Below are 24,812 nucleotides of genomic sequence, written 5' to 3'. Positions count from 1 at the left end.
CTACTTCAGTGAATTAAGTACGACGGCGGCCGTCGCCTCCGCGATCGCCTGCTCTTCGTCCGTGGGAACCACCAGCACCGGAATGAGTGAATCCGGGGCGCTGATCACCCGGGGGTCAGCTGAGCGCACCAGGTTCGCTGCGTCGTCGAGCTTCACACCCAGCGCACCCAAACGTGAGGCAACGAGGGCCCGGAAATCGGCTGAATTCTCGCCAATGCCAGCTGTAAACACCAGTGCTTGCGCCCCGCCCACCGCCACATGGTAGCCGCCAATATACTTCGCCAACCGGTACGAGGTGATGTCCAAAGCCACGCGGGCGCGCTGATCCCCGGCGGCAGCTGACTCAACAATGGCGCGCATATCATTGTTGCCGGCGAGCGCCTTGAGTCCGGAATCCTTGTTCAGCATGGAGTCAATGTCGTCTGCGGAGAGGCCCTGGCGCTGCAAGAAGACCAAGATGGACGGGTCCACATCGCCGCTGCGAGTACCCATTACCAGCCCCTCCAACGGCGTGAATCCCATGGATGTGTCAATACTGGCACCACCTTGGATAGCGGTGAGGGAAACGCCGTTGCCGAGGTGCGCCACCACAGCATTGAATTCCTCCACAGGGATATTCAGCAGCTCCGCCGCTCGCCCGGTCACGAACTGGTGCGAGGTGCCGTGAAAGCCGTAGCGCCGGATCCCGTACTGGCGGTACAGCTCATCCGGCACCGCATAACGCCACGCGTGCTCGGGCAGGGTGCGGTGGAAAGCGGTATCGAAAACTGCCACCTGCGGCATGGCGGGCCATTTCGCCGTGATGGCGCGAATACCCAGGACATTGGCCGGATTGTGCAGCGGAGCAAGCGGATTGAGCCGCTCAATGGCGCGCGTAATTTCGTTGTTGATCAGGACCGGCTCGCTGAATCGTTCCCCACCATGGACCACTCGATGTCCGACGGCGTCCAGGGGCTTCTGCGCCAACTCACCTTCCAGCGCGGCCGCTACCTGATTCATGGCTTCACCATGATCGGCAGGTCCACCAGCCCCCTCACCGATGCGATCAATGAGGCCATTGGCTGCAACCTCATTAGTGTCGGTGTCCCGCACCTGATACTTCAAGGAAGAAGAACCGGAGTTGATGACGAGCACGCGCATTAGGAATCCTTCGCTTCTGTGGTTGAGGTGCCGGGGGCTGAACTTTCCGAAACTGCAGCCTCAGTAGCTACGCTCTGGGCCTGGATGGCGGTGATGGCCACGGTGTTCACAATGTCTTCCACAGTGCAGCCGCGGGAGAGATCGTTGATGGGCTTGTTCAATCCCTGCAAAACAGGTCCCACGGCCACGGCTCCCGAGGACTGTTGTACCGCTTTATAGGTGTTATTGCCGGTGTTCAGATCCGGGAAGATGAATACCGTGGCCTGCCCCGCAACGGTCGAGGCCGGCAATTTGGAAGCGGCAATGGAGGCGTCCACAGCAGCGTCGTACTGAATGGGACCTTCGATCGCCAAGTCTGGACGGGCAGCGCGTGCCAGTTCGGTGGCGCGGCGAACCTCGTCCACGGCTTCACCGGATCCGGACCCGCCTGTGGAGTAAGAGAGCATGGCAATACGCGGCTCCACACCAAATTGAGCCGCTGTGGCCGCGGAGGCAATGGCAATATCTGCCAGCTGCTCCTCGTTGGGTTCTGGGTTAACTGCGCAGTCGCCGTACACCAGGACCCTGTCCGCCAACAGCATCAAGAATACCGAGGACACAATGTTCACCCCGGGCCGGGTCTTCACAAATTCCAAGGCCGGGCGGATGGTGTTGGCAGTAGTGTGGGCAGCGCCGGAGACCATACCGTCTAGGTGACCGAGCTGGACCATCATGGTTCCAAAGTAGGATCCGTCCAGCATGACCTCACGAGCCTTTGCCAGGTCAACACCCTTGTGAGCGCGCAGCCGCTGGTACTCCACGGCGAAGGATTCCCGCAGGTCAGAGGTAGCCGGATCAACAATGCTGATACCACTCAAGTCAATACCGTGGGACGCGGCCAGCTCCTCGACGGCAGCCGCCGAACCAAGAATGGTCAGCTCACACACATCACGGCGGTGCAGGATCTCAGCTGCCGCCAGCACCCGGGAGTCACTGCCCTCGGGCAGCACAATATGCTTGCGCTCGCTGCGGGCCCTCTCAATCAACTCGTGCAGGAATCGCAGTGGTGTCATGGTGGCTGGCCGGGGCAGCGTGAGCCGGTCCAGTAACTCAGCTTCATCCACGGTGCGAGCCCAGGCACCCATGGCGGCAGCAATCTTGCGCCGCTGTCCCGTATGGATCTCGCTGCGCACCTCACTGATCGCAGTAGCGGCACTGAAGGTGTCGACGTCGTACGCAAAAACAGGGAAGGGAGCATGCGCCAGGAAAGGGAGCACATGCGGATCCGGGGCGAGGCCGCCGGTCAAGACCATGCCGCTAGGGACAGGAAATTCAGGCGAGAACGCGGAGGCCAGCGTGGCCACCATGACATCGGCACGATCCCCGGGGACAATCACCAGATCGTTGGCCTCGAGCTGGCTCAGGAAATTGCCCACTGTCATGGCGGCGACTTTAATGGCATGAATATCGCGCTCCAGCTCAGAACTGCCAGCCATCAGACGCAACTTCAACGATGAGGCAACCTCTCCCACGGTGGGCCGGGAAATCTCAGCGATTTCGGGGAGCACGTAGACGGGGCGGTGGCTGTGGCCGGGCCGGATGGCGGCGGTGATGGCGTCCATATCCGCCGGCTCAGCGCGGTTGACCATCATGGCCAGCAACGAGCAATTTTCCGAGACCAGCTCCTTGCGGGCCACATCGACGGCGTCTGCGATCTCCTGCGGGCTCAGTCCGCGAGCGCCAACAACAGCCAGCATGGGCAGCCCCAGATTGTTGGCCAGCCGGGCATTGAGATCGAATTCCACGGCAGCATCTTGGCCGGTGAGATCGGTACCCTCAACGATGATGACATCGGCATGTTTGGAGATATCACTAAAGATTTCCACAGCGCGGGCATCGATTTCTTCACGCCGTCCAGTAGCTAAGAGCATGCGTGCCTCGGCACTGGTCATACCGGCACGGCAGACCTGCTCATCCATGTTGTACATGCGGCGCAACATGGCCACGGTGGGATCTTTTTCCGGATCCGCGGCAGAGGTGATGGGCCGGAAGAAGCCAATCCGATCCGCGCGCCTGTGCAAGGCGTCGGCCAATCCTAAGGACACCAACGTTTTTCCCGAGCCGGGAGTAGTTGCACTGACATAAATTCCACTGGACATGGTCATTTTTCGCCTTTCGCACGGATACCTCAATCCAAGCATGTCCCGTCTTGTTTCGGCACCAATGGCGGCGTGGATCACGTGCAATTCCTCGTGGGATGGGATGGGCGTTCATCGCACCGGATCTCCACAAGATCGCCAGCACCAACCATTACACGATTGTGATGGATGCGCTCGGCGCCAACGCGGTGGCTGGCTTCATCGAGGCTCTGCTATAGGGAGACTATTCTCCTTCAACACTTCATGCACGACGCCGGACCGGCTGGCTTGATTGCCCCGGTCCGGCGCCGCTGTGCAAGTCCACCCGCACAGTTGAGAGCTGCTTCCTTCTCGACCCGTGAACGAAGTAGCCACGGAGTCTCTGTAACTAACACAGTCAGTCACCGCAGCCGTAGGTCTCTTAGGCGGGGTGTTCTTCCTGGCGGGTGGAACCAGAATGGGTGCGTTGGAGTTCACGTAGTCCAACCGCCAACAATTCTCTTGCCATTTCGCTGGGCCTTACCCCACGCTCATCGGCCAGTCTTCTAATTTGCTGCTTGGTATCTGCTGTGACGCGGAGGTTAAGATGTGGGGAATGTTCGCCGGTAGCGGCATCAGGATTCAAGCTGGGCCGCCCACCAATGAGGCGGTCTAATTCAGCCGGATCCATGCCGGCTTCAAGGAGCACAGACCGCCCGTGAGCGGCCGCTTCGGATCCACGACGTCCACTGGCAGACTTCGGGGCAAGAGGCATCTCGGTTTCAGCCCAATCTGCCATCCGCTGATAGCGAGCTTCCTCTTCGGAGCTCAGTGCGGCCGGAACTTCATCCTTAGTCATCATCGTTCATCCTCTCTAGCATCTTCGGGCGGGCTTCCATCACATGGAAAATAAACACATCCCGAGGCGGCGTAATCTCCGCAAGGACCTCCAGTAGCGGGCCGCCAAGCTTCCGAGGCGGTCCGATGAACAATGTGGGCCACCCACGACCGGGCACCCTGGGTTCACTGAAACTATCTTCGGAATACACTTCATTCGCTATGGCATGCAGTGCGTCCTCATGGGGTACACCATGCTTATCCGCCGATGCCGCGAAGCTGATTGCCATACTCAATTGTATGCCACATGATTATGGGTTACAAAAGCTTATGGAACAAAGCTTTTGAATATCAGATAGGCGCCGGCGAAGCACCACATAGCTGCTTGAACTAAAGGCGAACCAACCGTAAAACACCGAGATTCATCGGTTTAGGAAACGCACCTAACCGCAAATGCCCGTGACGATCAGAGCGCTTCGAGGATACTGACGTAATTGGCGATGCCCACCCCGCCCATGTTCTGAACAGCGGCCCGGCGGGCTACTGGGAGTTGCATATCCCCTGCTGTTCCTGTGAGCTGCATAGCGGCAATGACATGCTGTGAAACGCCTGTCGCTCCAACCGGGTGGCCCTTGGCCTTGAGTCCACCGGAGACGTTGATGGGGAGTTTGCCGTCCTTATAGACCCAGCCTTCCTCGATGGCGCGGCGGCCCTGACCAGCTTCGGTGAGGGCCATGGCCTCGTACATGAGAAGTTCGGCGATGGTGAAGCAGTCGTGAACTTCGGCGAAGTCCAGATCATCCAGGCCAACACCAGCCATGGCAAAGGCCCGCTCAAAGGAGGTCCGCACGCCCGCAAAGGCCGTTGGGTCACGGCGATCAGTGGGCAGGAAATCGTTGGCCTGACCAAAGCCGGCAAGACGAACCGGAGCAGTGACTCCTCCCGTTGGGGAAAGCGAAAGGATAATTGCCGCAGCTCCGTCTGAAACAGGTGAGCAATCGGTGCGGCGTAAGGGATCAGCCACCATCGGGTTCTTGTCCGAAACGGTCCGGCAGAATTCCTCACCTAGGTCTTTACGTAGCTGAGCGTAGGGGTTGTCTACACCGTTGCGATGGTTCTTCGCGGCGATAGAGCCCAGTACGTCACCCACGGGTCCGTAGCGATTCTCATAGTGTTTGGCCACCTCGGCAAAGAGCCCTGTGAAGCCGGTGGTGGAGGGCTTGCCAGCCATGTCGTAATCGGCCCCGAGTAAGGCCGCACCGACAACGTCTGCACCAGCATGCGTCATCTTCTCCGCACCAATAACCAAAACATTCTTGGCGGTACCGGCCAGCAGCGCTTTAGCGCCCTGCTGCATCGCCGCAGATCCGGAGGCGCAGGCGTTTTCCACACGGGTTGCCGGCACTCCGGCGAGCTCCTCGGAGACTTGCAAAGCCAGCGAGGAGGGAAACGCCAGGGGCATCATGCCGGAGTTGAACTGGCCCAGATAGATTTCATCGATCTGCCCGGGCTCAAGCCCAGAATTGCTAATGGCTTCCGTGGCAACCTGAACAATGAGTGACTCCAGCGTCTCCTCACTCAGCTTCCCAAACTTGCTGTGTCCCCAGCCCGTCAGCAGGATATCTTTGCCGAATTGTTCACGCAGACTCATACCGTGGCTCCTTCAGTGGTTGCGGTACCAACACTGGCGGTATCAAGCCTGGTAGTGAAGGCGGGTTCGGTAGCGGCTTGGATCTCTTCCACCGTGACACCTGGCGCAAGGCGAGTAAGGACTAAGGAGGGGGTACCCCCACCAGCTAAGTTGCCGGCGTCGTTCGTTTCAATGTCAAAGACGGCCAGGTTCGTGATGATGCGGTTGACCACGCGGCGCCCGGTCAGCGGGAGCGAGCATTCGTTGACGATTTTCGGGGTCCCGTCCTTGGCGGTGTGATCGGTCAGGACCACCACGCGCGGGGTGCCTGCGACGAGATCCATGGCACCGCCCATGCCTTTCACCATTTTTCCGGGGATGGTCCAGTTCGCGAGGTCCCCCGTTGCGGAAACTTCCATGGCCCCGAGGATGGCGACTTTCACGTGGCCGCCACGGATCATGCCGAAGGAGGTGGCGGAGTCGAAGATGCTGGCCCCTGGGAGCAGGGTGACGGTTTGCTTGCCGGCGTTGATCAGATCTGCGTCTTCTTCGCCCTCATAAGGGAAGGGGCCCATGCCCAGGATGCCGTTCTCGCTTTGGAGCGTGACGCGGACGCCGTCGGGCAAGTTGTTGGCGACAAGGGTAGGGATGCCGATGCCTAAATTGACGTAATCGCCGTCGTTGAGTTCTTCAGCCGCGATGGCGGCCATATCGTTGCGGGTCCAAGTCATGATGATGTGCTCCTAGAAGTGCCGGAAGGGGAAATGCCTGTCAGGGAACTACAGCTCAGGCGGGGACGGCAGCGGGTTCGCTTCGGGGCCGGACGGTGCGTTGTTCAATGTCTTTCACGCGGTCAGTGGCCTGAACCAGACGCTGGACGTAGACGCCGGGGGTGACCACGTTATTCGCATCCAGTGCGCCGGGCTCCACGATGATCTCGGCTTCAGCAATCGTCATCCGCCCCGCTGTGGCAACGACAGGGTTGAAGTTCCGCGCCGTATACCGGTAGATGAGATTGCCGTCAGTATCGGCTGTGTGGGCGTGGACCATGGAAACATCGGCGATGATGGCCCGCTCCTGAACGTAGAGCTCGCCGTCGAACTCCTCATGCGGCTTGCCCTCGGCGACCAGCGTGCCCACGCCTGTCCTGGTATAGAACGCGGGAATTCCGGACCCACCAGCACGGAGCCGCTCGGCCAGAGTGCCCTGAGGGGTGAACTCAACATCCAACTTCCCGGCCAAATACTGCTCGGCGAACAGCTTGTTCTCACCCACATAGGAGGCGATGACCTTGGCAACCTGACCAGCCTCGAGCAATACGCCCAAGCCTTTCCCGTCCACGCCCATGTTGTTTGAAACCACCGTGAGTCCAGTGACGCCGGAATCCCTGACCGCCTCAATCAGATCTGCAGGGATACCGCTGAGGCCAAAGCCACCCACAGCCAGCGTCATGCCGTCGTGCATCACCTCGGCCAGGGCTTGGGCGGCACTGCTGTGAATCTTAGTCATCAGAATCTCCTCATTGAGCTCATTCCAGGTATCGTCCACTTTATGGACTATCTGCTCTTAACCTGAGCCTAGAGAGCTTCACATTGGGCTGTCAAGGCGTTACATTTCCATGAATCTGTGCGTATTTACACTGTGGACGATACCCTTTGGCGTATCCACAATATGGACTTAAGTTCGTCAACATTCCAAAGTATTCCAAAATATTCGACAGTAAAGGTCCTCTGATGACTCAGCAACCCATTCAAGGTGCGCAGGTGGTGGGCCGGATCGCGGCGTTACTGCGGATTGTCAGCAGGAAGCCGGAAGGATCGCCCCTCGTGGAAGTGGTCCGGGAGTCCGGGCTGACCCGGCCTACTGTTCACCGCTTGCTGACCTCCTTGGCGGCAGAGGGGTTGTTGGACCACGACGGCGGCACCGGCAACTGGGTGCTGGGTCCAGAAGCGTTGCTTTTGGGCTCCGTTGCGGCGGCCCGATTCCCCGTGGAGGACATCGCCCGGCCCAGTCTGCGCCGCTTGGCCGAAGAGACTGGCGAGAGTGCTTTCTTCTCCGTCCGCCGCGGAGCCGAGACCGTGTGTCTCATGCGAGAGGAGGGCGCCTTCCCCATACGGTCATTTGTGCTCCATGAAGGAGTAAGGTTTCCGCTCGGCATTGCATCTGCCGGCATCGCCATCATGTCCTTCCTCGCTGCAGCGGAACAAGAGCAAATCTTAAACCGTTGGGATGAACATGCTGGCGGCTTTGCTGCCACCCAGCCTCCGGCTCTGGTCCGGGAAAAGTTAGCCCAAACTAACGCAGTGGGCTACTCGGTGAATCCTGGTCTGGTCCTAGAAGGCAGCTGGGGCATGGGCGCTGCCGTCTTCGATACCCACGGCAAGCCTGCCTGGGCGCTGTCGTTGACAGGAATCGAGCCGCGCTTTCGTGAAGAACGCCAAGAATTCCTTGGCCGGCTTCTTTTGGAAGAGGCACATCAGATCACCGGCAGGTTGCAAAACGGCACGAGCTAGCCTGACCGCCCATTAGAGTTGGCGGCATGCAAGAAACAAGTGAGCTGCTCTTCGGGCGCATGAATGGTCCCTTTGACGTGGCCACAATTGCCTTCACGGTACTAGGCGCGCTCCTTCTGTGCGTAGCCTTGTTCCTCATTGGCAGGCGCCACGATGTTGGCTGGATGCTGGCCGTTGCCGCAGTGCTCTTGCCCGCAGTCGCCTCAGCGTTCACTTATCTACCGGTGCTGTTGAACTCCTCTGCCGCCCTACTGCTGTTTCTGGCCGGAGCCGCTCTGACCGCGGTCATTGCCGGCGGTGCCGCAGTGTACGCTTTGCTGCTTTTCCGGAAGCTACCGTTGTCCACCCCCATGACACGCACCGTGGTGCCACGGCTATTTAGCGGTACGGACGTTGTGGCGCCGGCTGCGGTTGCTGTTGTGTATTCGCTGGCCTCGCTCCTGGTGGTTGCCGCGATTTTTACCGGCCTACACGCTCCGCTCAGCAGTGTCCCTTGGCTCGCTGTGTTGTTCAATGGGCTCCTTGCCGGACTGGCACCAGCGGCGCTGGTTGGCTTAGCGCATCGCTCTCGATGGGCCTGGTTCCTCTTTGTCGTCGCTGCGATAGCCGCCATTTACAACACGGTGATGTCCGCGCAGGGCTCCGTCTTGATTTTCCTCTACGTGGCACAGGCCGGTCTGGCGATTGCAGGCTGGCAGCACTGGGGCACTCTCACCAACAACACCACCCGCGCTACCACTAGAAAATAGCCGCAGCGCACCCGGAACAAAATTGATCGTTGACACCGCCCACACACCCGTGGTGACATGAAGTGTCTTTTCGCTATGCCTGAAGCGAGCCCTGAACCGACCCGAAGGAGGACCCAATGATTGTCTTCGCAGCACCTCGCGCCCACAACATTCGCTTTGCCCTCCCCAGGAGTCGATTCACCCATGAAGTATTCTGCTGACCAGCAGCCATTCGAAAAGACCCGCAAGTCCTTCAAGCGCCGCCCTCCCCGCCCTGACAACAATGACTTTGGGGCACAGCTGCGCCCCGCCGACTGGAACGTTCTTGACGATTCCCTCGGTGAAAATCAGCGCTGGTCCACGTGGCCCGATCTGGAAAAACTCATGCGTGGCCCCACGCCCTATCCTGACTTCGTGATCGAAGACGCCGCCGCTATTGACACCGAACTTGGCGTGCTGAAAACCGGAAAGGAAGCGGACGTGTTCCTCATAGAGCGGGCCACTGATTCCCGCAGTGCCCTCTTGGCCGCCAAACGCTACCGGCCCGCCGATCAGCGACTGTTCCATAGATCATCTGCCTACACCGAGGGCCGTTCTACGCGGCGTTCACGCGATTCCCGTGCCCTCAAAAATGGCAGCAGCTACGGCCGTGAAGTTGAGGCCATCAGCTGGGCCAACGCTGAATGGACGTATCTGCAGATGGCCTACGAGAATGGCATCGCTGTGCCCTATCCGGTGCAAATTTGCGGCAATGAAATCCTGATGGAATTCATTGAAGATCCCGCGCACCCCGGCATTGCTGCCCCACGGCTGCAGGCCACGCATCCGGACCCGGAACAGTTACAGGGGTATTGGGATCAGCTGGTTGAAGCCATGAGAATCTTCGCTCGGATGGGCTTTGCACACGGGGATCTTTCGCCCTACAACGTGCTGGCCGCCGGCGACCGTCTAGTCATCATTGACCTGCCGCAGCTGGTGGATCTGGCCGGCAATGTCCAGGCAGCAGAGCTTTTGGCGAGGGACTGCCGGAACATGTGCGCTTGGTATACGGCCCGCGGTTTAGAGGTCGACGCCGGACACCTCCTCAGCGAGCTTCTCGCCACCGCTTGGTGAGAGAGCCATCCAGCGGTCCCAGACAGGTGCCACCAGCTCGTACATTGCTTGGTATCCCTGGGACCGCGGATGCGCGCCGTCGCCGGCAAGAACCTGTTGCCGCCATACTGGGTGGCGTTCCAGCACGGAGAAAACGTCCATGTAAGGAACTCCACGTGCGCGGCATAGCGCGAGGAAACGGTTGGAGAGTTCAGAAATCCTGGCGTTTTGCGCATCCTGCGATACTGCTGGCGGCCCCACCACTAAGACGGGATCTCCGGAGATTGCTTCTAAGATGCGCTCTAAATTGGCGCAGGACTCATCCGGAGAAATTCGGGGTTTCCCGTCCACGTGGGCGGTGTCATTAACCCCGAGGGAAAGAACCACTCGGGTAGGGCGCTGCGGGGACCGGCGCGCGTCGATTTCCGCACTGATCCTGCCAAGGATTTGAGCGGAGGTGTTGCCGCGAATGCCCAAATTGTAGGCGGTGATGGGGTGCCCCGCGGTAGCCTGCCGCATTGCCAACCTGCCAGTCCAACCAAGGGCAGTTTCATCCCCAATCCCTGCCACGAAAGAATCCCCCACAAAACAGACTTGCCGCTCGGCCGGGATCATGTGGATGCGCTCATGCGGACACTTCGATGCGGCCAGGCAGGAATGGGAGCCACGGTGCCGAATAGATCAGCGCGGTAGTAGCGCGTGGATCAACGGTGAAATTCGCCCTGCCAAACGTCCAGAGCCGGTTATGGATGAAGATGCTGACTTCAACTTCATCCCGCACTTTCCAGTTGCGAGTGCCCCACTGCGTTGGCTGGGCTACGCCATCAATCACCACGGTGGGCTTGGGATAAAATCCCAGCCAAGGCTTACGCAGGGTCAGTTCAAAACGGCGAAGTGTTGGGGCAGATTCAGTCACGTTGCCAGCCTACCCACAATGGACGTTCCGCTTGTCCAACCAATCCATCAACTGTCCAACTATCAGCGCCACGGAAGTTCCGCCGTCGTCAGTTTCGAAACTCAGTAGTGATGCCTGGCGGCTATGACAATGATTTGCTCACCGTCCACGGCGTAGACCAGACGGTGCTCATCCGTGATCCTGCGTGACCAGTAGCCAGCAAGGTGATGTTTGAAGGCTTCGGGTTTGCCAATTCCATCCGTGGGCGACCGCGCGGAGTCCTTCAATAGCAAGTTGATGCGCCTTACACTGGACCTATCGATGCTGAGCCAGTACTGATAATCTGCCCAACCGTTGGGAGTGAATGAGATATTCATTCACTGAGTTCGTGACTTTGCAGCTGGCCGGTTTGGTGTTGAACAATACTTTCCATCAAATGCACGGCGTTGGCGGGTGTTCGCAGCAGATAGGCCGTCTCTTCTAACGCCTCGTAGTCCGCCAAAGACATCAGGACGGCACTGCCCTTCTTGGAAATAATCTCTATGGGCATGCGGTCGTTGTTAACTTGTTCAATCAACGGGAACAACTTAGCCCTAGCCTCTGAAGCCGTGATGGCCATAGCGCACCTCCTAAAGTGGTACTAAATATTGTACCACTGAGATATGACGGCGGCCCCTTGTGAACGCGTTGTCAACGCTTCAGGACGGCTCGCATCGGGGCCATCCACGGCGAATGCGACCAGCGTCAACAACGCCCAGCAACATGCTCTAATCTTCAGGAATGGACAATGCAGCACAACAGCTCACAAACGCCGCCACCAACTGGTGGGGCGCAGTGCTAGCTGGTTTTACACGGACCGACCCACTCAGCGTTCCCGCTGGAATCCTTGTGGGCATCCTGGCAGTCGCAGTGGTGTTGAGCATCCCACGGGTCACGTGGCGCTGGTTCGGCTTGTATGTGACGTTTGTGCACGAACTCGGTCATGCCTTTGCTGCTCTCATGACCGGACGAGTGGTGCATGGCCTGAAGATCGGCCTTGACCATTCTGGCCAGCTGGTCAGCAGTGGCCGCCGCGGCTTTAGTGCCACCTGGTCTGGTTTTTGGGGCTATCCGGCACCTGCTGTTGTAGGGCTAGCACTTGTCTGGTCAGTCTCGGCAGGCTGGGCTGGCGCTGCGGCATCCATCGGCGCACTGATCCTCCTGCTCGCCCTCATATTCCTGCGGAATTTTACCGGGATCGTCGTTGCCTTGCTGAGCGCGGCCGTCGCCCAAGCTCTTGTCATGTTCGCCGACGTGCAGACTGTCAGCTGGGCAATTTTGACGTTAGGAATCGCGCTGGGAGTGGGCTCTGTGCGCGACTTCTTCAAGGTGGCTGCGGTTCACACCCGCCGCCGCAACCAACTCACCAGTTCCGACGCGTACCTCCTCGCTCAGGCAACCCGAACGCCGTCGTTCATCTGGCTCACCGGCTTTGCCCTAGTCATTGGCGGCTCGGCAGCATGTTCGGCGTATTTCGTGTGGGGAATGCTGGCCCGCTGATCAGCGCTCGCCGAGGCTGAACTCCACTAGAGTCACAGCTCCTGAAATTACCACGCGAATTTCGGCACCCAAGCCATTGGCCACTGCCGGAAGATCAAAGCCGATAACCCCGCCAGATCCCAAAGGAACATCAACGATTACCCAGGGCAGCCACGTCCCTGCAGCTCCCGCACGTTCAAAACTGACCCTCCCGCTGCCGCCACCGAGAACCCGAAGCTCCCCCGCTCCGGCAGGGAGCGCGGACCAATTCTTGTAGTACGCCACAGCGCAACGATGCCCCGGACCGAGAGTGATGGCCGTTCCAGCAAGGTGGTTCTCCGGCACCAATTCCACTCCGTGCGCAGCATCGAAGTGCTCGGCTCGGATCGCGTCCCCAGGCTCCCGGTCGCGGCTGCCAGCTCCGGTCAACCGCAAAGTAGCAGATACCGGCAGATTCTGCGCCGACCGTCCAGCGAGGAAAATATACTCCCCCGGTTCGGCCAGCATCTCCAAGGAAGTGACACTGAAGGTGGCCAAACGCTCGCGCGCAATGGCCACCTTGACCACCCGTTCTTCGCCGGCGGCCAGCGTGACCCTGGCATGACCGAGCAGTAGTCTGCGCGGGAATTCGAAGCGGTGATCCGGCGCTGCCGCATAAATCTGAACCAGCTCGGCCAGCTCACGCACACCGGTGTTGCGCACGCTCAGCGACGCTTCTAGCCAGGCATCACCATGGTCCGTCACCGAGAAATCGCTGTATTCAACGGTTGAATAGCCCAGTCCGTGACCCATGGGATATAAGGGTTCAGCGCTGGAATACTGGTAAGTTCCGCCACCTGAAATGATGTCGTAGTCCAAAATATCTGGCAGGTCGGTATCCCGGGCAAACCACGTTTGCGGCAGCCGGCCATAGGGTTCCACCACTCCGGACAGCACATCAGCCAGCCCGTGCCCCAGTTCCTGACCGGCGTGCGAAGTCCAGACGATCGCCGGAATATCCGCCAACTCACCCAAGGCGTAGGGGTAGGAGGAAACAACCACCAGCACGGTGTTGGGATTCGCCTCCCACGCCACCCGAATCATTTCTTGATCGCGCTGCGAAAGCTCCAAAGTATTGCGGTCCAAGGTCTCGCGTCCACCCAAGTGCGGATCATTGCCAACCACGACGACGGCCACACTCGCCTGGGCAGCCGCTGCCGCCACTGCTTGCAATCCGTTTTCCTGGATGCGGAGCGTGAAGCGGTCAGCCACCTCGATGTCGCCAGCCACCAACAGAGCACTGCCAGTGTGTGCCTCAATATGAACCCACTTCCCGGTGCCTACGTGCTGCAGCGCCACGCTGCCCTCGCTGTCCCGGTGGAGACGGAAGGTCTCCTGCACAATCCATCCGCCCACCCTGCTGGCACTCGGATAAAGGTAACCGTCATTCCCAGCAGCCAGCAGGAGCGCATTACTGTGTGCCCGCAAAGTAATTTCTCCACCACCCCAATCCTGTAATTCAAAGAGCTGCTCCACACCTACCGCACCCGAAATCGCCGCCACCGCTTCACTCTCGGCAGCAGTGCCAAGGTAAAGCCCCGTACGGACACTGCGCAAAGCAACCACATCGTGACCGCCCACCGTTGCCACACCTGGGTAAATTTCGCCCAAGCCATCGGCCACGCCGACAGCGTATTCCGGTGTTCCGCTGTACCAATCGGTCAGAACATGAGTCCCCAAAGCACCAATGACCGCCACCTGGCCAAGATTCGCTGAAAGCGGCAGGAGGGGGCCCGCCGTCGATCCTTCCCCTACAGCTGGGACGGCATTATTGGCCAGCAGAACCACTGATTTTGCTGTCGCCTCGCGAGCTAGCTCCCGGTGATCCGGAGCCTGCTCCGCAACTCCGGCGCCGGGCTGGGCAGCGGTAGCCGCCGTACTGAATTCACCTGTCGCCGCCCGGAGACGCAGCATGCGCAAGACGCTCGCATCGACATCGTCCGTGGTGATCAGACCGCGCTCCAACGCCGCTTCCAAGTGGGCAATGGTAGGCGCTGAGTCGGCGCCGTCGTCAGTGAAATTGTCCACGCCGGCCAGCAGCGCCGCTGCGTAGGCTTCGGGGGCATCAGGAAAATATTTCTCGGCCTTGTACAAGCTGGTGGGTGCGCCGGCGTCGGTTACTATCGCCAGATCCGCTCCCCCGGGCCACTGCCGCAAGTGCTCCGCCACCAGATCCGAAACGTGGGCCGGCATGCCATTGACCAGATTGTAAGAAAGCATAACGGCGCCCACCGCACCGCTGGCGATGGGCGTGCTGTAGGCAGGCAGCTCGTACTCGTGCAGGACCCTGGCCCGCAGCTGTGAGGACGAGACATTGCGGTCAACCTCATTGTTGTAGCCAAGAAAATGCTTCAGCGTTGGCACAGTTTGCCAACGGTGTGGGTCATTTCCGCGCAGCCCATGGCAGAAAGCGCCCGCCAGTTGACCCGTCAACACGGGATCTTCGGAGAAACCCTCCTCATTCCTGCCCCACAGCGGATGCCTCAGTGGGTTGACCACGGGCGCCCAGACATTGAGGCTGACTGAGGGATTTTCCGCACGCTTAGCCCGCACCTCTGCTCCCACAGCATCGCCAACGCGCTGCAGTAGGTCCTCATCCCAGGTGGCTGCCAATCCCACAGGCTGCGGAAATACAGTGGCCTTTCCCAGCCAGGCAACCCCGTGAGCCCCCTCGGTGCCCGTCTGGAACGCGGCAATCCCCAGCCGTTCCACTGCCGGTGAATGCTGATGCAACATGGCCACCTTTTCCGCCGGGCTCAGCTGCGCCAGTAGCTGCTCGGGGCTGTTGCCGGCGGAAGCACTAGTCTGCGGAAAATGGCTGGCGGACTCGGGAGCAGGAGTGGTCATGGCGATGGGCTGAGTCATGGTGGCTTCTCCGAAAATGTGTTTTATGTTTAAACGCTTGCGCAAGGGATTGAGTTCTATTGTTACACCAATTTTTTATATATTTACAGCCAAAAACTCATTGTTGCGTGATGGGAGTCACGTAACCTAGAATCAATTCAATCGAAGCGCATCGACACTATTTCAACAGATTTCCCTCGCTTGCTTCGAGCGCTAGAGCCCCATGGAACTCAAGTGGGAACAGCGCCACAACGGATCAATCAATGGCACACGCCATCACAAAGGAGTGACACATTATGAGGAATAATCGCCATACTACAACGGCTCCGCTAGAGACAAAAGGCTTGAATCGCCGCTCTTTTCTAGGCCTCGCTGGCATCTCTGCCGTTGCGCTGAGCACCGCAGGCGTTCTGACGGCCTGCGGAAGCGGCTCAGGAAAGGCCCAGGTCACTTCATCGCTGGGCCTGGCCGATTCGGTAGCCAAGGTTGCTCCCAGCTTCATTCCCATCGATCTGGTCACTCCGGATATTGCCAGCGTCAACGGCTCCACCCCCGGATTCACCAGTATTCCAGACACACTGGTCAAGTCAGTCACCGAGGTACCCGGCAAGGGCGGCAAGTACAAGGCCATGACCCCGGCATGGTGGACGGTCCCACCGGCCCTGGCCAACAACAGCTACTACCAGGCAGTCAACAAGGCCATCGGCGCCACCGTTGATTTCCAGGTCAACGATGGCAACAGCTACGGCGATAAGATCCAGACAGTTCTGGCTTCCCCCAAGGACGTGCCGGACTGGGTTGTCATCCCCTCCTGGAACCTGCCCCCGCGCTTCGGTCAGGCAGTCACCAGCGTCTTCGAGGACCTCGCACCCTACCTCTCCGGCGACAAGATCAAGAAATACCCGAACCTGGCCAACCTCCCCACCGCAGCCTGGAAATTCAGTTCCTTTGCGGGCGGCCTCTACGGCCTGCCCTACCCCAGCACCCTCATCACGGATGCCATTTTCTACCGCAAGGACATCTTCACCGAGCTCGGCCTCGAGGCCCCCAAGAACGCAGATGAATATCTCGCCATTGCTAAGGAACTGACAAACCCGGCTAAGAAGCGCTGGGGCTCCGAGGATGTTTGGAACGGCGCACAGATCATGTTTGGCGTCGCCCCCAAGTGGAAGCTTGTTGATGGCGCTCTCGTCAACAAGGTCGAAACCGATGAGTACCGCGCCGCCCTGGAGTGGATCGCGAAGCTATTCGCCTCAGGAGCCGTCCACCCAGATGCGGTCGCTGGCAACCTGCAACAGTCCAAGGCCCGCTTTGAATCCGGCGCCTCACTCATGGCCACTGACGGGCTCGGCAGCTGGCACGAATCCCTGGCGCGTATGCTCCCCACCAACCCGAAGTACGACATGGTTCCCATGGACTTCTTTGCGGCCGACGGCGGCGACCCCACCTTGTTCCGCGGCTCACCGGCCAGCATCTTCAGCTTCATCAAGAAGAACAGCGACAAGGCCAAGATCGAGGAAATCCTCGCCCTCGCCAACTACTTTGCTTCCCCGTTTGGCACCGAGGAAAACCAGCTCATCAACTACGGCGTCGAGGGTGTGCACTTCACCAAGGACAGCCAAAACATCCCGCAGTCCACCGAAAAGGGCCTCGCCGAGGTCACCAGCACCTACGCGTTCCTGGTCAGCCCGCCCGTGGTTAATTCCAAGGTCCAGTACCCGGGCTACGTCAAGACTGCCAGCGAGTGGGAAGCCCGCCAGGCCCCGTTCGTCGTCGAGGAGCAGTTCTTCGGCCTGCAAATCGAGGAGCCAAACAAGTTCGGTTCACTCAACAAGCCCTTCGACGATCTGGCCATGGACATTGCCCGCGGCCGCAAGAAGATCAGCGATCTGGACGCCGAACTTGCCACGTGGAAGAAGAACGGTGGCGATGAGCTCCGTGAGTTCTACACCGGTTTCTTGACCGCGTGAGCCGGCAGCCACCCATGACAACCACACTGACAAAAGTTGACGATGCCGCCCCGGCAGCCGCTGCATCCGGGGGCTCCGGCCGCAAGACGCGCCGCGGCAAAGACAAGCCCGAGGTTCGCATCGGTCTAGGCCTGAAGGCACGCTTCCGCCGCGACAAGTCCCTCATCTTCATGACCCTCCCGGCAGTTCTATTGCTGGGACTGTTCGCCTATGTGCCCATCATGGGCAACATTGTGGCGTTTCAGGATTACTCGCCCTTCGTTGGCATTGCCAACAGCCCTTGGGTTGGCCTGGACAACTTTGCTAGGGTGCTCAGTGACGCCAATTTCTGGGTGGCTGTCAAAAACACGCTGGTCATTACGGCTTTCCAGCTCATCTTCTTCTTCCCTATCCCGATCGTCCTGGCCATCCTGCTCAATTCCCTGGTTCGCCCGGCGCTACGTGCCACCATTCAGGCCATTGTTTATCTGCCACACTTCTTCTCCTGGGTTCTAGTTGTTGCAGTCTTCCAACAGATTCTCGGGGGCGCGGGGCTGCTGAACCAGCAGCTGCTGGCCAACGGCTGGCAGGGCATGGACATCATGACTAACCCTGATACGTTCTTGCTCCTGATCACCTCGCAGAGCATTTGGAAGGACGCCGGCTGGGGCATGATCGTTTTCCTGGCGGCGCTGAACGCCATTGATCCGTCACAGTATGAGGCGGCAGCCGTGGACGGTGCCGGCCGGTGGAAACGCATGTGGCATGTCACCTTGCCCGGCTTGCGACCGGTCATCATCTTGCTGCTGATCCTGCGTCTTGGCGATTCCTTGTCAGTGGGCTTCGAACAGCTGATCTTGCAGCGCGATGCTGTGGGTGCCGGAGCCTCGGAAGTACTCGACACCTTTGTCTACTTCACAGGTGTTCAAAACGGTGACTGGAGTTATGCCGCAGCCGCCGGGCTCATCAAGGGCGTGGTGTCACTGGCATTGATCCTCGGGGCCAATAAAGTTGCCCATCTATTCGGCGAAGCAGGGGTGTACTCCAAAAAATGACCACCATCGAAAAATTACCTAAAAAATCCGGCGGGCTCCGTTGGCCCGGTAGTGAGGCGCCCACCCGGGCGGCCTGGGAAGAGGAACCGTCGAAGGCCATCAAGACGGCAAAGTCGGCAACCCTGATCATTGTTGTTCTCGCCGTCCTGCTGCCGTTGTACACGATCATCCTGACAAGCCTTTCCTCACAGTCCACCATCACCGATGCCGGCGGGTTGGTTCTTATCCCGGGTGAGATCACCTGGGATGCATACCGGCAGATCTTCACCGGCGGCGTAGTCACTCGGGCCATCATGGTCAGCGTTGGCATTACGGCAGTAGGTACCGTCCTCAGCTTGGTGGTCTCGGTACTGTGCGCCTACGGCCTGTCCAGACCCGGAACACTGGCCCACACGCCGCTTTTGTTCGTCCTGCTGATCACCATGTTCTTCGCAGCAGGCATGATCCCGTCCTACCTGCTGGTCTCCGGATTGGGCATGATCGACAGCTACGCGGCACTGATCCTGCCCAGTTGCATCTCCGTTTTCAACATCATCATCTTGCGCGGTTTCTTCATGGGCATCGATCAGGGCATCCTTGACAGTGCCCGGATTGATGGCGCCAGCGAATGGCGCATCCTGGGCCAGATTGTCATGCCCATGTCCAAGGCCGTCACAGCCGTTATTGCACTGTTCTACGGTGTGGGTTACTGGAATGCGTTCTTCAACGCCATCTTGTACATCAATGACAGCTCGAAGAATCCGCTCCAGGTGGTGCTGCGTTCCTACGTTCTGCAGGGCGTTTCCGTGCCTGGTCAGATCGCCGTGGGACAGGGCGTTGCGGCGTCACTGGCCTTGCAGATGGCCGTGATTGTGGTGGCCATGGTGCCGATTCTCTTCGTGTACCCGTTTGTGCAGAAGCACTTCACCAAGGGCGTCATGATTGGTGCGGTGAAGGGCTAATGTTCGCATCCAGCCAGCCTGCCGGGGTCCAGAGCCTGGTTGCTCTGGACCCCGGCAAGCTAGGCGCCGGTGTTGACGAGAGCTGTGGTGACGCGTTGCACCAGACTCGGCACAATCAGCCGCACCTCGGCGGGCTTTTCCGTATGCATGCGCTCCATGACCATTTCGACGGCGGTCCGGCCAATGTCATGAGCGGGGATACTGACGGAGGTCCACGGAGCAGTACTAGCCATAGCAACGTCGGTGGGGGCAATGGCAACCACCGAGATATCCTCCGGGACATTGAGTCCCATCCCTGCCAGGGTGTCGCGCAGCATCGGGAGCAGGAATTCGTTGTGTACCACCAACCCGGTGGCCGCGGCCGGTCCGGTAAGCAGCTCCTTCAGCGCTTGTGCCAGAGCAGCCGCCGTGGGTTCACAGGCTCGGCTGGCAAAGTCCGCGTTTGCGGCGAGGGCGGCCGCTTCGAAACCGTTGCGCACCCTATCTGCGTAGGTGGCGTGGCGTTCCAGAGAGGCCTGAGGGGAACCAATCAGAGCCACTCGACGATGACCCAGTTCTACCAAGTGGCGGACGGCTACTTTGGATGCTGCCGCAAAGTCGAAGTCTACGCAGCTGAGTCCTTGGGCGTCGTCGGGCAATCCAATCAAAACGGATGGTTTGCGCATTTTGGCGAGCAGCGGCACCCGTGGATCCTTGGCTTCAATGTCCATCATGATCATGCCGTCCACGATGGATTGGGACATTACCCGTTCAATCCCGGCAATGTCATCCTGGGTCAACAGCAGCACGTCTTGCTCGAAGGTTCGGGCCGTGGTGACCACTGCGGAAACAAACTGCATGACGACGCTGACGTTGACATCTTCGCGCAAAGGAACCATGAGACCCAGCACGTTGGACCGGTTCGACGCCAGCGCGCGAGCACCAGCGTGCGGGCTATAGCCAAGCTTTTCAATGGCGGCCAGCACCTGCGCCCGAGTGTCCGGGGAAATGGTTCGTTTTCCACTGAGCACATACGACACCGTGCTGGTTGATACCCCGGCCGCCCGTGCGACATCATTCATGGTTGCCATGCAACTCTCCTTCTCACAACCGCAAAATTCATCACAGTAGCTACTAATTCAAGCGAAGCGCTTCGATAACAAACGGTACCTGTTTATCAGCATTTTCTAAAAGTATTTTGACTCCAATAGACACAACTTATCGAAATTTGGATCAATTCATTCGAATGAACCGATCCAATCTGGAAGGAAAGCCATGAACAGGCAGCAACGTGGACTGGCCTCGTCCATGCCGAGTGAAGGACTCATCTTCGGTGCCGACTACAACCCGGAACAGTGGCCAAAGGCAAGCTGGCCAACTGATGTTGCGCTCATGAAGGAAGCCGGAATCAATCTGGTCACGGTGGGCGTGTTCAGCTGGGCTCAGCTTGAGCCAGAAGAGGGCCAGTGGAACTTTGCTTGGCTCGATGAGGTGCTGGATCTGCTTCATGCAGGCGGTATCCGGGTCAGCCTCGCTACACCTACAGCATCCCCGCCACCCTGGCTGGGCAAACTGTATCCGCAAACGCTCCCCACAGATGCTGCCGGCCACACCCTTTGGTATGGCTCCCGCAATCAGTTCAATCCTTCCTCGCCCAAGTACCGTGCAGCGGCCGCAAGCATCACGACCAAACTTGCCGAACGCTATGCCAAGCATCCGGCTCTGGCCATGTGGCACGTGGGTAACGAACTGGGCCAGATCAGCTTTGATGACGAGAGCGCCTGCGCATTCCGTGCATGGCTGATGAACAAGTACGTCACCTTGGAGCGGCTCAACGATGCTTGGGGAACCACCTTTTGGTCCCAGCAGTATTCAACCTGGGACGAGATTTTGCCGCCGCGAAGCGCCCCCTACATTGGAAATCCTGGGCAGGAGCTGGACTTCAAAAGGTTCACCTCGGATCAGCTTGTTTCCTTGTACCAGGCGGAGCGGGACATCATCAGCCGGTTTGACCCCACCCATCCCATCACCACGAACATGATGGGCTTCTTCTCAGGTCTGGATTACAACACCTTGGCCCCCGAGACGGACTTCGTTGCAAATGACTGGTATACCGATCCCGGCGATCGGAAGTCATGGCAATTGGGTGCTCTGACCCATGATCTATGCCGCGGCCTGAGCGGCGGAAAACCGTGGTTATTGATGGAATCGGCTACCTCGGCGGTGAACTGGCGCGGTCACAATGTGGCCAAGGAGCCAGGCGCTTTGGCGGTGGATGCACTCTCAGCCGTTGCTCGCGGGGCAGACGGGGTGTGCTTCTTCCAGTTCCGCCAATCATCCTTTGGGGCCGAACGGTTCCATTCAGCGGTAGTCCCCCTGACGGGAAGTAAAACCCGCGTCTTCCGTGAGGCGGCAGCACTTGGCGCGCACATGGCCCAGCTCGGTTCCTTGGCCGGAACGCAGAGTCAGAGCCGTATCGCGATCCTGTTCGACTGGTCCAGTTGGTGGGCTGCGGAATCGCCGGCACGCCCGTCTGAGAAGTTGCAGGTCATGGATCAGTTGCTGGCCTACTACCGGCCGCTGCTGCGGCATGGGTTGAGCGTTGAAGTGGTGCATCCGGACACCGCCTTGGACCGCTTTGACCTGGTCCTGCTGCCCAACTTGTTCCTGCTAGGTCGGCAACAGGCAACTGTCCTGAAACAGTACGTTTCCAAGGGTGGGCACATGATGGTGGGGCCCTTCAGCGCGGTAGCGGATGAGGATGCCAAACTCGCCACGGGCCGTTTCCCCGGGGCTCTCTGCGATGTTTTGGGGGTCTCCGGTGAGGAATGGTTGCCCGTGGACACGCCCGTCCCTGTGGTCTTCACCAGCCCCTCCACGGGTACCGAATTACTGGATATCCATGCCGCGATCTGGTCTGAAGATTTGGAGATTCACGGGCCGGAAACACGTACGCTGGTCTACTTCGGCGCGGGGCGCCTAGCTGGAAAACCTGCTGTTACCGCGAACCCGTGGGGTGCTGGTGAAGCCTGGTACGTGGGCGCTGACCTTCCGGCGGACGCCTTGGAATCCCTCGTCATGTCCGTTGTTGCAGCCGCCGGCATTGAGGTGCCGGTGCCGCTGGGGCTGCCTGAGGATGTTGAAGCTGTGGAACGCGGAGACCAGCTATTCCTGCTCAACCACGGCCCCAACCTCTGCCCAGTTGAACTGCCCGGAAACTTCGGCACCAACACCACCATCACACTTCCCCCCTATGGGACAAAAGTACTTTCACAAAAGAAGAATCGAGTTTATTCATGAAATTCACCGACGGATATTGGCTGCACCGCCCGGGGATCACAGCCTTGAACCCGCGTGATGTGTCCGAGGTTGTTGCCGAGGGCAGCACGCTCTCGGTGTATGCCCCCACACAGCGCATCAATGCTCGCGGCGATGCGCTGAACTGCCCGCAGCTGACCATCACCTTTGATTCCCCGATAGAAGATGTCATCTCGGTGACCATTGAGCACTTTCAAGGGGCTCTCGATCTGGGCCCGCACTTTGATGTGACCGAGGGCAACCCCGAGGTCAATATCTCCATCGAAGAAACCCAGACGGTCTATACCTCCGGTGCCTTGAGTGCACGGATCAAGACCGACGGCGACTGGGGCGTTGACTTCATGGCGGGCGGACACGTACTCACCAGTTCCGTACCGAGGAGCATTGGCGTGATCGCCGATGCTGCGGGAAAGAGTTACGTGCATGAGCAGCTCACCTTGGGCGTGGGGACCAATGTGTATGGTTTGGGCGAGCGGTTTGGTGCGTTCGTGAAGAACGGACAATCGGTGGATATCTGGAATGAAGATGGCGGAACCTCCAGCGACCTCGCGTACAAGAATGTGCCGTTCTACCTGACGAACAACGGTTATGGCGTTTTCGTAAACCATCCGGAACGAGTCTCCTTCGAGGTGGGCTCGGAGGTGGTTTCCCGCACGCAGTTCAGTGTTGAAGGCCAGAAACTGCAGTATTTTGTGATTCACGGGGACACTCCCAAGGACATCTTGGCCCGTTACACGGAGCTGACCGGGCGCCCGTCCCGCATCCCGGCGTGGTCCTACGGATTGTGGCTGTCCACCTCCTTCACCACCAACTACAACGAAGAAACCGTCATGTCCTTCATTGACGGGATGGAAGAGCGTGGCCTGCCGCTGTCCGTGTTCCACTTCGATTGTCATTGGATGCGTGCTTTCCACTGGTCAGACTTCATCTGGGACCCGGCCACGTTCCCTGACCCCGAGGGGATGTTGACTCGTCTCCACGAGCGTGGCTTGAAGGTCTGCGTCTGGATCAACCCCTACATTGCTCAGCGCTCCTACCTGTTCAAGGAAGCCATGGACCTGGGCTACCTTCTCAAGAATGAGGACGGCTCCATCTGGCAGTGGGATATGTGGCAAGCCGGCATGGGGCTTGTTGACTTCACCAACCCCGAGGCCGCCCGCTGGTACCAAGAAAAGCTCCGCACGCTGATGGGCCAGGGAGTGGATTCCTTCAAGACCGACTTTGGCGAGCGGATTCCCACCACGGTGCGCTGGCATGACGGTTCCAGCCCGGAGCGCATGCATAACTACTACGCGCAGCTCTATAACCAGACAGTCTTTGATCTGCTGACCAAGGAGCTGGGCCACGGCGAGGCCGTCCTGTTTGCTCGCTCGGCCACCGCTGGCGGGCAGAAGTTGCCTGTTCACTGGGGCGGGGATTGCGAATCCACGTTCGCTGCCATGTCCGAATCATTGCGCGGCGGCTTGTCCCTGGCGGCCTCCGGCTTTGGCTTCTGGAGCCACGATATTGGCGGTTTTGAAGGTACCCCGGATCCGGAAGTCTTCAAGCGCTGGATTGCTTTTGGGCTGCTTTCCTCGCACTCGCGATTGCACGGTTCAAATTCCTACCGCGTTCCGTGGCTGGTGGACGATGAATCAACGGAGGTGCTCCGGCATTTCACCAACCTAAAAATGCGCCTCATGCCCTACCTTTTGGCAAGTGCCGAGGAAGCTTACGCGGCAGGGACACCCATGATGCGGCCTATGTTCTTGGAGTTCCCGCAGGATCCGGGGTGCGCGGCTCTGGACCGGCAGTACATGCTGGGCTCGGACATCTTGGTGGCGCCCGTGATGGACGCCAGCGGCAGCGTTCAGTTCTACCTACCCGAGGGCATCTGGACGCACCTAGAAACCGGTGAACAGCTGCTTGGTCCGGCGTGGCACAACAAGGCGTTCTCCGTGTTGAGCGCCGCCACCTACGTCCGCCCCGGCGCAGTGCTCCCCCTGGGAACCGTCAATGACCGGCCCGAATATAACTGGTCCAAGGACGTTGAGTTCATAGCGTTCGCCCCCACCGAAGGTCAGCAATCCGTGGTCTCGATCCCCACCCAGAGCGGCGGAACAGCACTCTTTGATGTCACCGTGACCACAAACGACGGCGGCGCAAGCCAGGTCACCGCCGTCGAACGCTAGCCACCTAGCACTCGCTCAACAGGCGGGGTGTGCCTCCTTCAGCAAAATTGCAGGAGGCACACCCCGC

Annotated in this window: 22 protein-coding genes; 10 read left to right on the top strand and 12 right to left on the bottom strand. The window is 59.3% G+C overall.

The features are described from left to right. Both ACX80D_RS01195 and pta read right to left on the bottom strand, forming a co-directional pair. On the bottom strand, positions 1-1,140 hold the full coding sequence (locus ACX80D_RS01195) for an acetate kinase (protein ID WP_459320709.1): 1,140 nt from the start codon (positions 1,138-1,140) through the stop codon (positions 1-3). Next, a complete protein-coding gene (pta, locus tag ACX80D_RS01190; protein WP_459320894.1) occupies positions 1,140-3,278 on the bottom strand; it encodes a phosphate acetyltransferase in 2,139 nt (712 codons plus the stop codon). Before pta ends, ACX80D_RS01195 begins: the two co-directional genes overlap by 1 nt. A 50-nt stretch (positions 3,279-3,328) precedes the next feature. Here pta and ACX80D_RS01185 point away from each other — a divergent pair, with 50 nt between their 5' ends. Further along, entirely contained in the window at positions 3,329-3,496 is a 168-nt protein-coding gene (locus ACX80D_RS01185; RefSeq protein WP_459320708.1) for a hypothetical protein, read from the top strand. Between the two features lie 182 nt (positions 3,497-3,678). On the opposite strand, the gene ACX80D_RS01180 is transcribed toward ACX80D_RS01185, so the two are convergent. The 4 genes from ACX80D_RS01180 to ACX80D_RS01165 form a co-directional block, all read right to left on the bottom strand. After that, entirely contained in the window at positions 3,679-4,098 is a 420-nt protein-coding gene (locus ACX80D_RS01180) for a hypothetical protein (RefSeq protein ID WP_459320707.1), read from the bottom strand. A gap of 441 nt (positions 4,099-4,539) precedes the next feature. Then, positions 4,540-5,724 (bottom strand): acetyl-CoA acetyltransferase, encoded by a 1,185-nt coding sequence (locus ACX80D_RS01175; RefSeq protein ID WP_459320705.1) that lies wholly within the window; start codon positions 5,722-5,724, stop codon positions 4,540-4,542. Further along, on the bottom strand, positions 5,721-6,434 hold the full coding sequence (locus ACX80D_RS01170) for a CoA transferase subunit B (RefSeq protein WP_459320703.1): 714 nt from the start codon (positions 6,432-6,434) through the stop codon (positions 5,721-5,723). The genes ACX80D_RS01175 and ACX80D_RS01170 overlap by 4 nt, the downstream gene beginning before the upstream one ends. A 55-nt stretch (positions 6,435-6,489) precedes the next feature. Next, positions 6,490-7,212, bottom strand: coding sequence for a CoA transferase subunit A (locus ACX80D_RS01165; RefSeq protein WP_459320702.1), 723 nt, complete (start codon positions 7,210-7,212; stop codon positions 6,490-6,492). A 224-nt stretch (positions 7,213-7,436) separates the two neighbouring features. On the opposite strand from ACX80D_RS01165, the gene ACX80D_RS01160 reads away from it, so the two are divergent. The 3 genes from ACX80D_RS01160 to ACX80D_RS01150 all read left to right on the top strand — a co-directional run bounded on the left by ACX80D_RS01160 (position 7,437) and on the right by ACX80D_RS01150 (position 10,057). Then, on the top strand, positions 7,437-8,216 hold the full coding sequence (locus ACX80D_RS01160; protein ID WP_459320701.1) for an IclR family transcriptional regulator: 780 nt from the start codon (positions 7,437-7,439) through the stop codon (positions 8,214-8,216). Between the two features lie 26 nt (positions 8,217-8,242). Further along, positions 8,243-8,965 carry a hypothetical protein gene (locus ACX80D_RS01155; RefSeq protein WP_459320700.1) on the top strand — a complete coding sequence of 241 codons (723 nt, stop codon included), beginning with the start codon at positions 8,243-8,245 and terminating at the stop codon, positions 8,963-8,965. Between the two features lie 183 nt (positions 8,966-9,148). Further along, positions 9,149-10,057, top strand: coding sequence for a serine protein kinase RIO (locus ACX80D_RS01150; protein ID WP_459320699.1), 909 nt, complete (start codon positions 9,149-9,151; stop codon positions 10,055-10,057). Here ACX80D_RS01150 and ACX80D_RS01145 read toward each other — a convergent pair. From ACX80D_RS01145 to ACX80D_RS01130, 4 genes are all read right to left on the bottom strand, one after another. Further along, a complete protein-coding gene (locus ACX80D_RS01145) occupies positions 10,004-10,621 on the bottom strand; it encodes a GDSL-type esterase/lipase family protein (protein ID WP_459320698.1) in 618 nt (205 codons plus the stop codon). The two genes, ACX80D_RS01150 and ACX80D_RS01145, sit on opposite strands and share 54 nt — an antisense overlap. Before the next feature lie 40 nt (positions 10,622-10,661). Next, a complete protein-coding gene (locus ACX80D_RS01140; RefSeq protein WP_459320697.1) occupies positions 10,662-10,952 on the bottom strand; it encodes a hypothetical protein in 291 nt (96 codons plus the stop codon). A 101-nt stretch (positions 10,953-11,053) separates the two neighbouring features. Beyond that, positions 11,054-11,308 (bottom strand): Txe/YoeB family addiction module toxin, encoded by a 255-nt coding sequence (locus ACX80D_RS01135; protein WP_459320696.1) that lies wholly within the window; start codon positions 11,306-11,308, stop codon positions 11,054-11,056. Further along, entirely contained in the window at positions 11,305-11,550 is a 246-nt protein-coding gene (locus tag ACX80D_RS01130) for a type II toxin-antitoxin system Phd/YefM family antitoxin (protein ID WP_459320695.1), read from the bottom strand. Before ACX80D_RS01130 ends, ACX80D_RS01135 begins: the two co-directional genes overlap by 4 nt. A gap of 161 nt (positions 11,551-11,711) precedes the next feature. Between ACX80D_RS01130 and ACX80D_RS01125 the strand changes: the two genes are divergently transcribed. Then, positions 11,712-12,470 carry a M50 family metallopeptidase gene (locus ACX80D_RS01125; protein ID WP_459320694.1) on the top strand — a complete coding sequence of 253 codons (759 nt, stop codon included), beginning with the start codon at positions 11,712-11,714 and terminating at the stop codon, positions 12,468-12,470. Here the strand turns inward: ACX80D_RS01125 and ACX80D_RS01120 are convergent, their stop codons facing one another. Continuing rightward, on the bottom strand, positions 12,471-15,353 hold the full coding sequence (locus ACX80D_RS01120) for a glycoside hydrolase family 3 C-terminal domain-containing protein (protein WP_459320693.1): 2,883 nt from the start codon (positions 15,351-15,353) through the stop codon (positions 12,471-12,473). A gap of 323 nt (positions 15,354-15,676) precedes the next feature. Between ACX80D_RS01120 and ACX80D_RS01115 the strand changes: the two genes are divergently transcribed. The 3 genes from ACX80D_RS01115 to ACX80D_RS01105 are packed head-to-tail and all read left to right on the top strand — an operon-like array spanning position 15,677 to position 19,277. Next, positions 15,677-17,302: an extracellular solute-binding protein gene (locus tag ACX80D_RS01115; RefSeq protein ID WP_459320692.1), complete on the top strand. Its 1,626-nt coding sequence runs from the start codon at positions 15,677-15,679 to the stop codon at positions 17,300-17,302. Between the two features lie 14 nt (positions 17,303-17,316). Next, the gene (locus tag ACX80D_RS01110; protein ID WP_459320691.1) at positions 17,317-18,336 is read left to right on the top strand and encodes an ABC transporter permease; all 1,020 of its coding nucleotides are present in this window, start codon (positions 17,317-17,319) and stop codon (positions 18,334-18,336) included. Then, positions 18,333-19,277, top strand: coding sequence for a carbohydrate ABC transporter permease (locus ACX80D_RS01105; RefSeq protein WP_459320690.1), 945 nt, complete (start codon positions 18,333-18,335; stop codon positions 19,275-19,277). The genes ACX80D_RS01110 and ACX80D_RS01105 overlap by 4 nt, the downstream gene beginning before the upstream one ends. Positions 19,278-19,336: 59 nt before the next feature. Here the strand turns inward: ACX80D_RS01105 and ACX80D_RS01100 are convergent, their stop codons facing one another. After that, positions 19,337-20,347 (bottom strand): LacI family DNA-binding transcriptional regulator, encoded by a 1,011-nt coding sequence (locus ACX80D_RS01100; RefSeq protein ID WP_459320689.1) that lies wholly within the window; start codon positions 20,345-20,347, stop codon positions 19,337-19,339. A gap of 184 nt (positions 20,348-20,531) precedes the next feature. Between ACX80D_RS01100 and ACX80D_RS01095 the strand changes: the two genes are divergently transcribed. Together ACX80D_RS01095 and yicI are read left to right on the top strand one after the other, a co-directional pair. Continuing rightward, entirely contained in the window at positions 20,532-22,556 is a 2,025-nt protein-coding gene (locus ACX80D_RS01095; RefSeq protein ID WP_459320688.1) for a beta-galactosidase, read from the top strand. Beyond that, entirely contained in the window at positions 22,553-24,745 is a 2,193-nt protein-coding gene (yicI, locus tag ACX80D_RS01090; RefSeq protein ID WP_459320687.1) for an alpha-xylosidase, read from the top strand. The genes ACX80D_RS01095 and yicI overlap by 4 nt, the downstream gene beginning before the upstream one ends. Positions 24,746-24,812 lie beyond the last annotated feature (67 nt).

Source organism: Arthrobacter sp. Sr24 (assembly GCF_054511175.1).
This window is presented reverse-complemented; position numbering and strand designations above follow the sequence as displayed.

Excerpts from the sequence above, each read along its gene's own strand:
- ACX80D_RS01195 (WP_459320709.1), bottom strand. The coding sequence starts at position 1,140 with ATGCGCGTGCTCGTCATCAACTCCGGTTCTTCTTCCTTGAAGTATCAG.
- pta (WP_459320894.1), bottom strand. The coding sequence starts at position 3,278 with ATGTCCAGTGGAATTTATGTCAGTGCAACTACTCCCGGCTCGGGAAAA.
- ACX80D_RS01180 (WP_459320707.1), bottom strand. The coding sequence starts at position 4,098 with ATGATGACTAAGGATGAAGTTCCGGCCGCACTGAGCTCCGAAGAGGAA.
- ACX80D_RS01175 (WP_459320705.1), bottom strand. The coding sequence starts at position 5,724 with ATGAGTCTGCGTGAACAATTCGGCAAAGATATCCTGCTGACGGGCTGG.
- ACX80D_RS01170 (WP_459320703.1), bottom strand. The coding sequence starts at position 6,434 with ATGACTTGGACCCGCAACGATATGGCCGCCATCGCGGCTGAAGAACTC.
- ACX80D_RS01165 (WP_459320702.1), bottom strand. The coding sequence starts at position 7,212 with ATGACTAAGATTCACAGCAGTGCCGCCCAAGCCCTGGCCGAGGTGATG.
- ACX80D_RS01160 (WP_459320701.1), top strand. The coding sequence starts at position 7,437 with ATGACTCAGCAACCCATTCAAGGTGCGCAGGTGGTGGGCCGGATCGCG.
- ACX80D_RS01155 (WP_459320700.1), top strand. The coding sequence starts at position 8,243 with ATGCAAGAAACAAGTGAGCTGCTCTTCGGGCGCATGAATGGTCCCTTT.
- ACX80D_RS01150 (WP_459320699.1), top strand. The coding sequence starts at position 9,149 with ATGAAGTATTCTGCTGACCAGCAGCCATTCGAAAAGACCCGCAAGTCC.
- ACX80D_RS01135 (WP_459320696.1), bottom strand. The coding sequence starts at position 11,308 with ATGAATATCTCATTCACTCCCAACGGTTGGGCAGATTATCAGTACTGG.
- ACX80D_RS01130 (WP_459320695.1), bottom strand. The coding sequence starts at position 11,550 with ATGGCCATCACGGCTTCAGAGGCTAGGGCTAAGTTGTTCCCGTTGATT.
- ACX80D_RS01125 (WP_459320694.1), top strand. The coding sequence starts at position 11,712 with ATGGACAATGCAGCACAACAGCTCACAAACGCCGCCACCAACTGGTGG.
- ACX80D_RS01120 (WP_459320693.1), bottom strand. The coding sequence starts at position 15,353 with ATGACTCAGCCCATCGCCATGACCACTCCTGCTCCCGAGTCCGCCAGC.
- ACX80D_RS01110 (WP_459320691.1), top strand. The coding sequence starts at position 17,317 with ATGACAACCACACTGACAAAAGTTGACGATGCCGCCCCGGCAGCCGCT.
- ACX80D_RS01105 (WP_459320690.1), top strand. The coding sequence starts at position 18,333 with ATGACCACCATCGAAAAATTACCTAAAAAATCCGGCGGGCTCCGTTGG.
- ACX80D_RS01100 (WP_459320689.1), bottom strand. The coding sequence starts at position 20,347 with ATGGCAACCATGAATGATGTCGCACGGGCGGCCGGGGTATCAACCAGC.
- ACX80D_RS01095 (WP_459320688.1), top strand. The coding sequence starts at position 20,532 with ATGAACAGGCAGCAACGTGGACTGGCCTCGTCCATGCCGAGTGAAGGA.
- yicI (WP_459320687.1), top strand. The coding sequence starts at position 22,553 with ATGAAATTCACCGACGGATATTGGCTGCACCGCCCGGGGATCACAGCC.